Origin of the sequence: Streptomyces sp. NPDC005761 (genome assembly GCF_040630635.1) — a bacterium.
Lineage (GTDB): Bacteria > Actinomycetota > Actinomycetes > Streptomycetales > Streptomycetaceae > Streptomyces.
Genome location: NZ_JBEXXX010000008.1, coordinates 152152 through 165196, shown reverse-complemented (window position 1 = coordinate 165196; position 13045 = coordinate 152152). Strand labels below are relative to the sequence as shown.

The following is a 13045-nucleotide window of genomic DNA, read 5'->3' as shown; positions in this document are numbered from 1 at the left end:
TCAAAACGCTTCAGCCCGTACTCATTCGATTACGGAAATGGGAAGACTTCCCGAAGGTGCCGAAACTCCACCCGGGAAGAAATGAGCAAGAACCGGCACGGTATCGGACAGGTCAGGCGCGTGCACGTGCATCTGCCCTTGCATCTGCTCTGCGCATTCGGAACCATGGGCGTCGCGCACCTGCGTGCTCGTTCGTGTTGTGCCGCTGTACCCGCGTACCCGCAGTACCGATACAGCCGCGATTCTCGGGAGTGCCTCGCATGGGGACGAATGGATCGACGATGCTCGAGCCGTTACGGCAGGGGCTCCCCCCCATCGATCCCTCCGCCGTCTCCGGATCAGCCACCTGCGCCCTTCCCGCCCGCTACGAAGCTGTCGGCGGGGCGAGGAAGTTCACCCGGGCGACCCTGAGCGGCTGGGGTCTGAGCGAGCGCTTCGACGACGTCGCGCTCGTCGTGTCCGAACTGGTCACCAACGCCCTGCGGCACGCCCTGCCCACCGACGCCCCGCGCGAGCCGCAGGACCCGCCGGTCCGTCTGCACCTGATGCGCTGGACCTCGCGCCTGGTGTGCGCGGTGCGCGACCCCAGCCAGGCGAGCCCCGTCGCGTCCGAGGCCGAGGACTCCGCGGAGTCGGGCCGCGGGCTCTTCCTGGTGGACTCGTTCAGCGACTGCTGGGGCTGGCACCCCTCACCCGTGCTGACGACGGAGAGCACCCTCGTCGCAGCCGCGCCGCGCGGAAAGGTCGTCTGGGCCCTCTTCCGGCTGTCCGACCCGGCGTGACACCCGGGGCCAGGTGCGGCGCACGGGCGGATGCGGCCCGCGCCGCATCCGTATGACGTTCCGGCAGAAGACTCTCAGGCCTCCGCCACGAGGTGGTCGAACTCGCCGTCCTTCACACCGAGCAGCAGGGCCTCTATCTCCGCCGGCGTGTAGACGAGCGCCGGCCCCTCGGGGTAGCGCGAATTGCGCATCGCCACATCGCCGCCGGGCAGCTTCGCGAACTCCACGCAGGATCCCTGCGAGTTGCTGTGCCTGCTCTTCTGCCAGACGACTCCGCGGAGCTCTGTGGCCGCCATGCCGTTGTACACGTGGTGCACAGAACGCTCCCCGAGTTGCAAAGTGCAAGTGTCAACTGTCTCGGATCATAGCTGTGTTCAATTCCTGGTGCATGAGCGGATGCATGCGCAGATGCACGTGCACGCGGGGTGTTCCCTCGGTTACAGCTCCCTTCGGGAGAAAGACGAGTGAGCCACCTGTTCCGCTCCCGATTCCGGAAGTTGACCGTTCCGCCCCGATCGCAACCGGCTGGTAGCTTGGACGGCCATTCGTCTCCCAGGGGGAATTCACCATGCACAAACGCGTACGTACCGGCGCGGTCCTCGCCGCCGGGCTCCTGGCCGCCCTCGCCCTCACCGGATGCAGCAGCGACAGCGACAAGGGCGGCACGGACAAAAGTTCCGGCTCCGCCACCACCCCGGCACCCACCGGCGGCGGCAGCAGCGACTCCGGATCCGGAGCGGACGACACCACCGGCGGCCTCAAGGCGCTGGAGGGCGCGTGGGCCGGGCAGACCGACGGCAAGGCCGTGGTGCTCTCCGTCGCATCCGGGAAGGCCGTGGTCGTCGCCGACTCCCATGTCTGCTCGGGCACCGCCAAGGACATGGGCAAGCCGATGCTGGCGCTGACGTGCGCCGACGGCAACACCGACCGGACGATGGGGGCCATCGAGTCCAACGACGGCAAGACCGTCGTCGTCTCGTGGGACGGCGGCACCAAGGACACGCTGGCCAAGACCGACGCCGATTCCCTGGAGGGGCTGCCCGACCTGCCGACCCCGTGAACCGCCCGCGCCTGCCGCAGGACTGACGGCGCCTCAGTCGTCGTCGGCCGCGTGGGCCCTGGAGCCCGAACCGCTGTCCAGGCCCGCGGAGAACTCCTCCAGGGCCTCGAGCAGGAGGTCTGCCCCGTTCCGTACGACCGGGTCCGCCCCTCCCTCACTCGTCCGCTCCTCCTCGTCCCACTTCTCCAGCGCCTCCCGCACCGGCGTCCAGTCCGGTACGCGCCGCTCCCGCACCGCCTTCGCGCCCCGTTCGGTGGCCCGCCGCAGCGCATCGGCGAGCGGAGCGGCCGCCGGTACGGGGGCGGCTCCGCCCTCCGGGAGGTGCGCCTCCATCAGCATCGCGACCCGGCCGAGCTGGACGAGCGCGTGCTGGGTGTCGTCGGCGGCGGCGTGCGAGAGACCGCGGTGACGCACCGGTTCGTGTTGGGCAGTTGCCACCGCCTCCTGCCAGGCGACGCGGGCGTTCCGGGTGGCGAGCAGCGCCTCGCGGACGTCGTCGTGGCCGCGATCGGCCGGATCCGCGTACTGATCGACGACCGAGGCGGCGTAACGGCCGTCCTCCTTCAGCCAGTCGCCGAGCCGACCGCGCAGCCGCGGGGTCTCCCAGGCCGGGTAGACGGCGTACGAGATCATGGCCAGGAGGCCGCCGAGCAGGGTCAGCAGGACCCGTTCGAGCACGGTCTGCGAGAGGTCGTCGCCGGCCATGCCGAGCAGGAAGACCACATACGCGGCGACACAGGCCTGGCCGACGGCGTAGCCGGTGCGCATCAGCAGGTACATCAGCAGGGCACAGGCCACGGCGAGCACGGCGGACAGCCCGGCGCGGGGGTGGGCCGCCTGGACGATCGCGCTGGCGACGAAGACACCGACGACGGTGCCGCCGAAACGCGCCACGGACCGTTCGTACGTCCGGGAGAACTCCGGCCGCATCACCATGACGGCCGCCATCGGCACCCAGTAGCCGTGGCCGTACGGCAGCGCCAGGCCCAGCAGGTAGCCGGTCGCTGCGACGACGGAGATCCGGATCGCGTGCCGGAGGATCGGGGAGCCTTGGTGCAGCTCGCGGCGCATCGACGCGATCACGACCGGGACCAGCCGCAGCAGCGTGGGCCGTTGATGGTGCTCGGCGGGCACCCGGCCGCCCCGCCCGGCCTCGATGGCGTCGGCGGCCTCCGCGGCCCCGGCCCGCTCCTCCTTCGTGCCGTCGCCCTCGGCCGCCTCGATGACGTCGGACAGCAGGGCGGCCAGCCGGTCGGCGGCGCGGAGCGGGGGGCCGGTGAGCAGCGCGCCGGTGTCGGGGGTCTTCAGTGCGGCGACCGCGGGAGCGGGGAGGCGTACCGGGTCGCCGTGGCGGATGGCCCGCGCGGCCGCGTCGAGCAAGGACGCGGCGGCGGCGAGGAGCTCGCGGACCCGGTCGCGTTCCGGGCCCTCGGACGGCACACCCATCGCCGGGTCCGCGAGCGAGGCGAGGACCGGCCGGATCCGCTCGGCGGCGCCGCGCGAACCGTGCAGCTCGGCGGGGCGGCGGCGGGCCTGGCGGGGGGTGACGGCGGCGGCACGGCGGGCCTCCATCAGAGGGGCCGGGTCGAAGTGCGCGACCGGATCGTGGCGCAGCCTGCGGGCGTAGTCGGCCTCGGCGGCCAGGGCGTCGGCCAGGGCGTCGCGCTGGGCGCCCCATCTGCGGACCGGGAACAGCACGATGAGCACCGCCTGGACCACTCCGCCGAAGGTGATCATCAGGGCGTGCAGGGCCGCTTCGGCGACGGAGGTCGGCAATGTGACCGTCACCAGCATGATGGCGACGTTGGACGCGGCGATGATGCCGGCCGTCGGCCCCGACGCCCAGGCCAGCCCGGCAACGAAGGTCCAGAGCACCAGCAGGGCCAGGAAGAGCAGGAGATGGGGGCCGGTGACATAGCCGAGGAACGTCGACATGCCGAGGCTGAAGCCGGAGACGAGAGCGAGCACCGGCCGCGGGCGCCAGCTGCGCTGGAACGTGGCGATCGCCGCCTGGTAGGCACCGAACGCGGAGCTGGCGGCGACGACCGGCCCGAAGAGGGCGAGGCTCACCCCGATGACCAGGGCGAGACCCGCCGCGCCACGGATGGCGATCAGCGGTTCGAGACGCTTCCTCTCGATCGTCAGCCCCGAGCGGGCGGTCTCCCTCAGCGCCCGGAGCCAGCTCATGCCCAGAGCCTAACCGGATTTGTCGATATGCCCGAGTTGTCGAGTTCCGTTTTCCCGTTCGGCGACCGGGCGGGACGTACTTCCGGCTCACGGACCGCGCTGGGAGCATGTCCGTGCGGAAGGCGATTCCGGCCGGCAGACCGCACAGGAAGCAGTTTCCGTCCAGGGGACGATTCCGGTGCACCGCCCGCGCAAGAGCCGCCGCCAAGGGCGAGCCACCCTCAGCCGGAGATCTCCGGCCTGCCCCTCCCCATCCGGGCCCGGTCCGCCGCCGCCGTCCCGTGGGTCCAGCCGTCCAGGTCCGTGGCACCGCGGACCCGGGTGGTCGTGGTCTGCGGGAACATCTTCTCGGCGGTATCGGTGACCGCCACGTCCCGGGCGGCCAGCACCGGCAGCAGGCCGGCCCCGGCGGACGACGCGCCGGGGGCCGCGCCCTCGGCGTCGGCCTCCGCGGTGGCGCGGGCGGTGCCGTCGGCCAGTCGGCGGCCCAGCCGCTGGGCGTACGCCATCAGGAAGGACTGCCGGAAGGTCTTGGTCCGTTTGCGGCCGCCCGCCCGCTGGCCCGCTTCGGCCCGGGTCATCGCCGCCGTTCCCTGCACCAGCAGCGAGGTGTGGAGCAGTTCCACCGCCTCCAGGTCCGGCTCGAAGCCGACCACCGTCGAGAAGCCGAGGTCGCTGTTCCACACGGCCCGGCAGCGGTTCGCCGAGGCGACGGCGTCGAGCAGGATCGCCTTGGCCGTCTCGTACGGGGCGTCCACCCCGATCCGGCAGGCACCGGGCACGCCGTGGCTGTGCGTACGCGCCGCCAGCAGGGCCTCGTCGATGCTGTGCCGGGCCATCAGTTCCTGCGCCTTGGTGGTGAGCGCCTCCGCTTCGTCCGGAAAGCCCGTCGCCTCCGCCTTGGCCAGCAGTGCGCGGATCCGGGTCAGCATGCGCGGCTCGTCGTGCGGGGGCGGCAGGTGAAGGCTGTCGCGCAAGGCACCGGGCGGCGGCCCGACGGGTTCGATCGCGGGCAGCCGGAGCAGCAGCCGGTAGAGCCCGAGGAGTGCGGAGGCGTACGAGAAGCGGTCCGGCCGCCCCGCAGGCGGCGCGGCGGGCAGCTCGTCCAGCTGGCCCTGCCAGCGGGGCGGCAGCACCTCGTAGCGGCGGACCTCCGAGCCGATCAGCCCGGCGGCCAGGCCGGCGGCGTGCTCGTCCAGTTCGCGGCGGACGACGCGGACGAGGTCGGCGGGCAGCCAGCCGCGGTCCCAGGCGCGCCGGACGAACTCCTCGCCCCGGCGCAGCAGCTCCGCATCGGACGCCGGGTCGGCGGCGAGGAGGGACGCGCCTGTGTCGAGGCCACGGTCGCCGTCCGAGTACAGGGCTGCCGCGAATGCCTCGTCGATCACCGGTTCCATGAGGTCAGGGTAGGCGTGGCGAGCTCGGTGGAATTCATCCACACCCTGTGGACAACTCTTGGCACCGAGCCCCGCCCCCTCCCCTACGGCAGCAGTACGACCTTCCCGCGCACGTGCCCCGCCTCGCTCAGTTCCTGCGCCCTGGCCGCCTCGGTGAGCGGGAACGTCTCGGCGACGGGCACGCGCAGCTCACCGTCGGCCGCGCGGCGCGCGTGCACGGCCAGCTGCTCGCCGGACCGGGAGCCACCGCCGGAGAAGGCCACGCCGTACTTCGCCGCCTCCGGGTCGGCGATGGTGACGATCCGGTCGGTGGTACCGCCACGCAGTTCGACGGAGACCGGCAGCGCTCCGCGGCCCGACGCGTCGAAGACCGCGTCCACACCCTGGGGAGCGAGTTCGCGCACCCGGCCGGCCAGCCCGTCCCCGTACTCGACCGGGGTCGCACCGAGCACCCGCAGGTAGTCGTGGTTGCCCGGGGACGCCGTGCCGATCACCGTCGCGCCGCGGGCCGCCGCCAGCTGGACCGCGGCCGATCCGACGGCTCCGGCGGCCCCGTGCAGCAGCAGGGTCTCCCCCGCCTCCACGGCGAGCTCGTCCAGGACGCGCTGGGCGGTGTTCGACGCGATCGTCAGGGCGGCCGCGTCCGGCCAGCTCAGCTCCGGTGGCTTGGGGGCGACGAGAGCGGCGTCGGCCAGGGCGTACTCGGCGTAGGAACCGGTGGCGCTCCAGCCCAGCACCTCGTCGCCCACCGCGACATCGGTGACCCCCTCACCCGTCACATCGACCACCCCGGCGAACTCGACGCCGGGAATCGCCGGGAGCGAGGTCGGGAACACGTCCTCCATCCAGCCGCGCCGGATCTTGTAGTCCATCGGGTTGACCGCCGCGGCCCGGACCTTCACCCGCACCTGCCCGGGACCGGGATGCGGGTCCTCGACCCGGGCCGGGTGCAGCACCTCGGGCCCGCCGAACTCCTCGAAAACGATCGCTTCCATCGTGTCGTCTGCCTCCTCGTCGCAACGGATCCGGGCCGGGACCTGCTCCGGAAGCCCCCCTTCCAGGGCCCGGATCCATCCTTTCAGCGTCGCCCCTCCCGCGCGCTCCGCCTCGCTGTCAGTGCCGGGTGCCAGACTCGAATCCATGACCGAACGCTGGGCTGTGGCCGTCACGGAGAGCGGTGGCGCGCGCCTCGCCCCGCTGGACCGCACCGGCCGCCCCGCCGCTCCGGCCGTGACGGAACCGGACCTGGCGGAGGCCGTCCGCTCCCGGCCCGGAGTCACCCGCTGGGTATGGCGTTCGACGGCCGAGGTCTACCCCCGGCTGCTGGCCGCCGGGGTCCCCGTCGCGCGCTGTTACGACATCGAGGTCGCCGAGTCCCTCCTGCTGGGGCACGAGGGCCGACTCGGCGAACCCCGCTCCGCCGCGGCCGCCCACGCCCGCCTGCTGCGCGGCCCGGTGCCGCCCGACCCGCCCCCGCGCACCGCGGTGCCCGGCTCCCAGTCCTCCCTGTTCGAACCGCGGTCGGGGACGGAGCTGCCCTTCGACGCCCTGCTCCAGGTGTACGCGGACCAGCTCGCCCGCCACGAGGCCACGGACCGGCCGGGCCGGATGAGCCTGCTGACGGCCGCCGAGTCCGCCGGCATGCTGGTCGCCGCCGAGATGAACCGCTCGGGTCTGCCCTGGCGGGCCGACGTCCACCGCGAGGTGCTGCACGAACTCCTCGGCGAGCGGTACGCCGGCGGCGGCGAGCCCCGGAAGCTGGCCGAGCTCGCGGACGAGGTGTCCGCCGCGTTCGGTCGCCGGGTCCGCCCCGACCTGCCGGCCGATGTGGTGAAGGCCTTCGCGCAGGCGGGCATCAAGGTGCGTTCGACCCGCCGCTGGGAGCTGGAGGAGCTGGACCATCCGGCGGTGCGGCCGCTCGTCCAGTACAAGAAGCTGTACCGGATCTGGACGGCCCACGGCTGGAGCTGGCTCCAGGACTGGGTCCGCGACGGCCGCTTCCGCCCCGAGTACCAGCCGGGCGGCACGGTCAGCGGCCGCTGGACGACCAACGGCGGCGGGGCCCTGCAGATCCCCAAGGTGATCCGGCGGGCGGTGGTGGCCGACGCGGGGTGGCGGCTCGTCGTCGCCGACGCCGACCAGATGGAACCGCGGGTGCTGGCCGCCATCTCCCGCGACCGGGGGCTGATGGAGGTGGCGGGCCAAGACGGCGACCTCTACACCGCGCTGTCCGACCGCGCGTTCCACGGCGACCGCGACCACGCCAAGATCGCCCTGCTCGGCGCGGTCTACGGCCAGACGTCGGGGGACGGCCTCAAGAATCTGGCCGCCCTGCGCCGAAGGTTCCCCCACGCGGTCGCCTATGTGGACGACGCGGCGAAGGCGGGCGAGGAGGGCCGTCTCGTACGCACCTGGCTGGGCCGGACCAGCCCGCCCGCCGCGGGCAGCGGGGACGACGGGGAGGCCGGCATACCGCAGGAGAGCGACGACCCGTCGACGGACGGCTCGGAATGGGCGGACGGCGCATTCACTCCGGGATACGCCTCCTCCAACGCCCGCGCGCGGGGTCGCTTCACGCGCAACTTCGTGGTGCAGGGCAGCGCGGCGGACTGGGCGCTGCTGCTCCTGGCGGCGCTGCGGCAGTCGATCGCGACGGCCGGTCTCCGGGCGGAGCTGGTCTTCTTCCAGCACGACGAGGTGATCGTGCACTGCCCCCAGGAGGAGTCAGCGACCGTCGTGGAGGCGATCCGGGCAGCCGGCGAACTGGCCGGACGGACCGCCTTCGGTGACACGCCCGTGCGCTTCCCGTTCACCACGGCGGTGGTGGAACGCTACTCGGACGCGAAGTGACCGGGCTGCGCCCGGTGTCCCGATCTTCGAATGGCCGTCACCGGCCCGCGCGGGGTACCGGCCTTAGCGAGGAAGGCGTCGGCGGCGGAGCTTCGGCCGGTCTGGACGACGAGCCGGTCGGTGCGTACGCCGACGTACCGGGCAGGTACGTCCTTCGGAGCCCTGCGCAGTGCAACCCGGTCGAGCGCGGCCTCGCCGGCGGTGAGTTCGGCCAGGCTGTGGTCGACGACCACGGCCCGGGCGCCGGCCCGGTGATCGTGTCGGTGTCCGCGGCATCGGTCGTGGCGACCGTCAGTTCCGCCGCGTCGCCGCTCAGCCGGGCGCCGGCGAAACCGGCGCCGAGTGAGCGCCGCAGGGCGGCGGCCACGGCGACCGCGCGGAACTCGTTGCCGATGCGTTGCGTCGCCCGGTCGGCGCTGAGTCCGAGATCGCGCCGCATGGCCTTCGGCGGGCCGGGCGGGAACCGGCCCGCCCCGGCGGGCGACAGGTGGGGGGAGGGGCCGGCGGACGCGCTGCCGGTCAGTCCGGCCGGCGCCGGCACGCCCACGGCGGCGGTGCACACAGCCGGTGCACGTCTGCGGAGCATGGATCTCTCCAAGGACTCTCCTTGGCTTCGGGGGAACTGCCGTCAACGTAGCCGCGTACCCGTCAGCTCCAGGAGCTCCCGTCCGCCCCATGGCATCCCGTCGTGGGGCTCTCCTGACCGGCGGCGACGCGGTGCAACACGCCCGATCGGCCTCCCCGCGAACGGTCCGCGCGAGTAGGTTCCTCTCATGCGAATAGGCCAGATGCTGGGCAGCGGGCGCTCCGCCGACGTATACGAACTGGACGAGCAGTGGGTCCTGCGGCGCTACCGCGACGGACTGGACGCCACCCGCGAACTACCCGTCATGTCCTACCTCTCGGCCTCGGGCTACCCGGTCCCCCGGATCGGCCCGCAGCCCCCGTCGGCCGGCCCCGGCGATCTGGTCCTCCAGCGCCTGACCGGGCCGACGATGCTGGAATCCCTGCTCAGCGGCGACATCGACAGCGTGGAGGGCTCCGCCGTACTCGCCCGGCTGCTCGCCGAGCTGCACACCGTCCCGGCCCGGCTCTCGCCGGATCCCGAGGACCGGATCCTGCACCTCGATCTGCATCCGGACAACGTGATGCTGACGGCCGACGGGCCCGTGGTGATCGACTGGAGCAACACCGAAGAGGGCCCGCCGGCCCTGGACCGGGCCATGTCGGCACTGATCCTGGCCCAGGTGGCGGTCGATCCGGCCGGCCCGGCGGCGGACGGCGGACGCGAGCTGCTGACCGCCCTGATGCCGCGCCTCATGGCGGAGGGCGGCATCCCGGACCGGCAACTCGCCGACGTGGCGGCCCGCCGCGCCGCCAATCCGACGATGAGCCCGGCCGAGCGGGGCCTCATCGGCGAGGCGGTGGCCCTGGTCACCGCACTCTCCCGCTGAGCCGGCGCCCGCCCGGGCTCCCGGACTACTCCCGCGTACCCGCGAGTTCGGTCGGCCGGGTGCGCAGCGCGAGCGAGGCGGGCAGCACGGCGAAGACCACGGCCACCAGCGAGCTCACCGCGACGACCGAACCGATGGCTTCCCACGGGACGACAACGGCGGAGTGGACATCGAGCAGTCCCAGCGCGGTCCGTACGCCGAGCAGGTTCAGCGCGGCCACCGTCCCACCGAGCACCGTGCCCACGGCCACCACGACCAGCGCCTCCGCCCCCACCAGCCGCAGCACCTGCGCCTTCGTCGCCCCGGCGAGCCGGAGCACCGCCAGGTCACGCACCCGGTCCGAGGTGGCCATCACCTGCGTGTTGGCCAGCGCGATGCCCGTGTACACCAGGGCGATGAGAAGGATCATCAGCAGTCCGAGACGGGTGTTCCCACCGGTCCGCCGCTGGTTCTCCGCCAGCCACCCGGCCCTCGTCCCGACCTCGGTGCCCGTCGCCCGGCCCGCCGCCGCCAACTGTGCCGCGACGGCCCGGCGTCCACCGGCGCCGACGACCTTGACGTCGATCCGGTCGACCACGGCGCCCCCGGCGTTGCGCGGGGTCAGATAGACACCGTTGTTCCCGGTGCCCGTGCTCAGCACGGCCGCCACCCGCAGGGTGACCTTGCGGCCGTCGGCCAGCCAGACGCCGACGCGCTCGCCGACCGTCGTGGTCGTCCACTCCTCGTTGACGACGACGGAGCCGTCGTCGAGGCCGGCGAGGCTCCCCGCCACCACGGGCAGCGCCGACACAGCCGCCGCGTCGGCCGGGTCCACGGCCCGTGCCTCGGAGGTGACGAGTGCCGTGCCCTCCTCCAGCACGGTCACGGAGGTGGACCGCGAGGCGCTGACGACGGCACCCGGGATGCGGCGGGCCCGTTCGACGAACCGCGGCGGGAGCGCGACGCCCTCGGTGGCCGCCGTGACCACGAAGTCCGCGGTCACCTGGGTGCGCGCCTCGGTGGCCCTGGCCTCGTCGAGGGTCGCCGTGGTGCCCATCAGCGAGGCTGCCAGCGCCACGGTGACGATCACGGGTGCGGCGACCGCAGCCGTCCGGCGCAGGCCGGCCGAGGCGTTCTCCCTCGCCAGCACGCCGGTGGCGCCGCGCAGTTGCGCGGGCAGCCAGGCGAGGAAGCGGGTGACCGGTCGCACGAGCACGGGTGCGAACAGGGCGAAGCCGACGACGAGCAGCATCGGCTGCGTGACGTACGTCTTACGCTTGAGAACGCTCCCGGGGTCCTGGACGAGGGCGACACCCAGCAGCACGGCCCCGGTCAGCAGGACGGCGCCGCCCAGGAGCACCCGGCTCAGGGGCATCGAGCCGCTGTCGACGGCGGATTCACGCAGCGCCTCGACCGGCCCCACCCGCCCGGCCCGGCGCGAGGCGGCAACCGCACCGGCCAGTGCCACGGCGAGTCCGGTCCAGAACGCGGCGTGCAGCGGCCAGTCCTGGTCGCCGATCACGAACCAGCGCGGCGCGATCTGTGCACCGGTCATCCAGGATGCGAGCCGGGGCGCACCGAGGACACCCAGCCGGCAGCCCACCGCCGACGCCAGTACACCGATGACGGCCGCCTCGGCGTACACCGTCCGCCGCACCTGACCGGGGGTCGCGCCCGCCGTGCGCAACAGACCGAACTCGCGGCGGCGCTGGGCGACCGCGAAGGAGAACGTCGAGGCGACCACGAAGACGGAGACGAAGACGGTGATGCCGGCAGCCGTGCCCAGCAGCGCGTTCACGGAGACGAGCGCTTCCACGTCCCGGTCCGGCTCGGGGTCGGCCCTGCGGCGGTCGTCGCCGGTGAGCACCGCCATCCGGTCCTCCCGGTCCACGACCGCGCGCACCGCCGCCGGATCCGCGTCCACCACCACGGCGTCGACGGCCGGGGAGATCCTCGCCGCCTCGGCAGCGGTGAAGAACACGACGGTCTCGAACTCCGCGGGACGCACCGTGCCGACGACGGTTCGGCCGGTGGACCCCGCGGCAGTGGTGACCGTGATCCGGTCTCCCGTACGCACATCGGCACCGGCCCCTGCGGTGACGACCACCTCTCCGGCGGCGGCGGGGGCCCGTCCGGTGGTCAGACGGTAGGCAGCGGCGGCCGCGACCGGCCAGGGGTGGCCGACCGTCCCCTCGCCGCCCCCCTCGAGGCGGGCATCGCCGACCGAGACGGGAAACGTGCGGTCCTCGGCCGTACGGCCGAGGACCGCGAGGGCCGCGCTGAGCTCCGCAGGGACGGGCCGGGGCGAGGTCAGCTCCTGCGTACGGACTCCCGTCGGGGTCCGTACCCGCAGCTGGTCCTCTCCCCGGACCACGACGGGAGCTGCGGCGAACCGTTCCGGCCCCTGGCGGGGAGCGTCGAACGTGGCCGCGAGAGCGAGTCCGGTGGTGGCGACGATCCCCACGCCGAGGGCAAGTGCGAGGAAGGAGCCGACGAAGGTGACCCAGCGGGTCCGCATCCCGCGCAGCGCGAGGCTCAGCACGGGAGCGCCGCCATCCGCGTCATGCGCGCCGCGACCTGATCGGCGGACGGGGTGGACAGCTCGTCCCGCACCCGGCCGTCGGCCAGGAACAGCACCCGGTCCGCGTAGGAGGCGGCGACCGGATCGTGCGTCACCATGATCACGGTCTGACCGCCGTCCACCATGTCGCGCAGCAGCGTCAGCACCTGCCGGCCGGTCGTGGAGTCGAGCGCGCCCGTGGGTTCGTCGCCGAACAGCACCTCGGGCCGGGTGACCAGGGCGCGGGCCAGGGCCACGCGCTGCTGCTGGCCGCCGGACAGCTCGCCGGGCCGGTGCCCGGCCCGTTCGCGCAGCCCGACCCGCTCCAGCACGTCCAGGACCTCGGCCCTCTTCGGCCTGCGGCCGGCCAGCCGCAGAGGAAGAGCGACGTTCTGCTCGGCGCTCAGCGAGGGAAGCAGGTTGAACGCCTGGAAGACGAAACCGATGCGGGTACGGCGCAGCAGCGTCAGCTTCCGCTCACTGAGCCCGGTGAGTTCGGTGTCGCCGAGGAACACCTGCCCGGCGGTGGGCCGGTCGAGACCGGCAGTGCACTGGAGCAAGGTCGACTTGCCCGACCCCGACGGGCCCATGACGGCGGTGAAGGTCCCCCGGGGAACGTCGAGGCTGACCCCGTCGAGCGCGGTGACCGCGCCGGTGTTCCCGCCGTAGGACCGGGTGACCGAGCGGAGTCGGACAGCTTCCTGATTCATGCCCACCACTCAACCGGCGCCGCCTCCCGGGCACATCGCAGCGAGGAGGAGTCCCCGGGGTGGAGG

At 73.4% G+C, this 13045-nt stretch carries 11 protein-coding genes; 4 read left to right on the top strand and 7 right to left on the bottom strand.

Annotated features, from left to right (window positions below; translation table 11 throughout):
* The first annotated feature begins 281 nt into the window (after positions 1-281).
* Positions 282-782, top strand: a complete 501-nt coding sequence (locus tag ABZ434_RS10750) for an ATP-binding protein (protein WP_359134002.1) — start codon at positions 282-284, stop codon at positions 780-782.
* A 74-nt stretch (positions 783-856) separates the two neighbouring features.
* On the opposite strand, the gene ABZ434_RS10745 is transcribed toward ABZ434_RS10750, so the two are convergent.
* Positions 857-1099, bottom strand: coding sequence for a DUF397 domain-containing protein (locus ABZ434_RS10745; protein ID WP_359133999.1), 243 nt, complete (start codon positions 1097-1099; stop codon positions 857-859).
* A gap of 251 nt (positions 1100-1350) precedes the next feature.
* On the opposite strand from ABZ434_RS10745, the gene ABZ434_RS10740 reads away from it, so the two are divergent.
* The gene (locus tag ABZ434_RS10740) at positions 1351-1842 is read left to right on the top strand and encodes a hypothetical protein (protein WP_359133996.1); all 492 of its coding nucleotides are present in this window, start codon (positions 1351-1353) and stop codon (positions 1840-1842) included.
* 33 nt (positions 1843-1875) lie between these two features.
* Here the strand turns inward: ABZ434_RS10740 and ABZ434_RS10735 are convergent, their stop codons facing one another.
* The 3 genes from ABZ434_RS10735 to ABZ434_RS10725 all read right to left on the bottom strand — a co-directional run bounded on the left by ABZ434_RS10735 (position 1876) and on the right by ABZ434_RS10725 (position 6421).
* Positions 1876-4029, bottom strand: coding sequence for an FUSC family protein (locus ABZ434_RS10735; protein WP_359133993.1), 2154 nt, complete (start codon positions 4027-4029; stop codon positions 1876-1878).
* Between the two features lie 221 nt (positions 4030-4250).
* Complete coding sequence (locus ABZ434_RS10730; protein WP_359133990.1) at positions 4251-5426, bottom strand: DUF2786 domain-containing protein; 1176 nt, start codon at positions 5424-5426, stop codon at positions 4251-4253.
* Between the two features lie 83 nt (positions 5427-5509).
* Positions 5510-6421, bottom strand: coding sequence for an NADP-dependent oxidoreductase (locus ABZ434_RS10725; RefSeq protein ID WP_359134190.1), 912 nt, complete (start codon positions 6419-6421; stop codon positions 5510-5512).
* 145 nt (positions 6422-6566) lie between these two features.
* On the opposite strand from ABZ434_RS10725, the gene ABZ434_RS10720 reads away from it, so the two are divergent.
* Positions 6567-8276, top strand: coding sequence for a bifunctional 3'-5' exonuclease/DNA polymerase (locus ABZ434_RS10720; RefSeq protein WP_359133988.1), 1710 nt, complete (start codon positions 6567-6569; stop codon positions 8274-8276).
* Here the strand turns inward: ABZ434_RS10720 and ABZ434_RS10715 are convergent.
* The gene (locus ABZ434_RS10715) at positions 8258-8953 is read right to left on the bottom strand and encodes a S1 family peptidase (RefSeq protein WP_359133986.1); all 696 of its coding nucleotides are present in this window, start codon (positions 8951-8953) and stop codon (positions 8258-8260) included. The two genes, ABZ434_RS10720 and ABZ434_RS10715, sit on opposite strands and share 19 nt — an antisense overlap.
* 96 nt (positions 8954-9049) lie before the next feature.
* Between ABZ434_RS10715 and ABZ434_RS10710 the strand changes: the two genes are divergently transcribed.
* On the top strand, positions 9050-9730 hold the full coding sequence (locus ABZ434_RS10710; protein WP_359133983.1) for a phosphotransferase: 681 nt from the start codon (positions 9050-9052) through the stop codon (positions 9728-9730).
* 25 nt (positions 9731-9755) lie between these two features.
* Here the strand turns inward: ABZ434_RS10710 and ABZ434_RS10705 are convergent, their stop codons facing one another.
* Together ABZ434_RS10705 and ABZ434_RS10700 are read right to left on the bottom strand one after the other, a co-directional pair.
* Positions 9756-12251 carry an ABC transporter permease gene (locus ABZ434_RS10705; protein WP_359133980.1) on the bottom strand — a complete coding sequence of 832 codons (2496 nt, stop codon included), beginning with the start codon at positions 12249-12251 and terminating at the stop codon, positions 9756-9758.
* Positions 12245-12979 (bottom strand): ABC transporter ATP-binding protein, encoded by a 735-nt coding sequence (locus ABZ434_RS10700; protein ID WP_359133978.1) that lies wholly within the window; start codon positions 12977-12979, stop codon positions 12245-12247. Before ABZ434_RS10700 ends, ABZ434_RS10705 begins: the two co-directional genes overlap by 7 nt.
* Between the last annotated feature and the right edge of the window lie 66 nt (positions 12980-13045).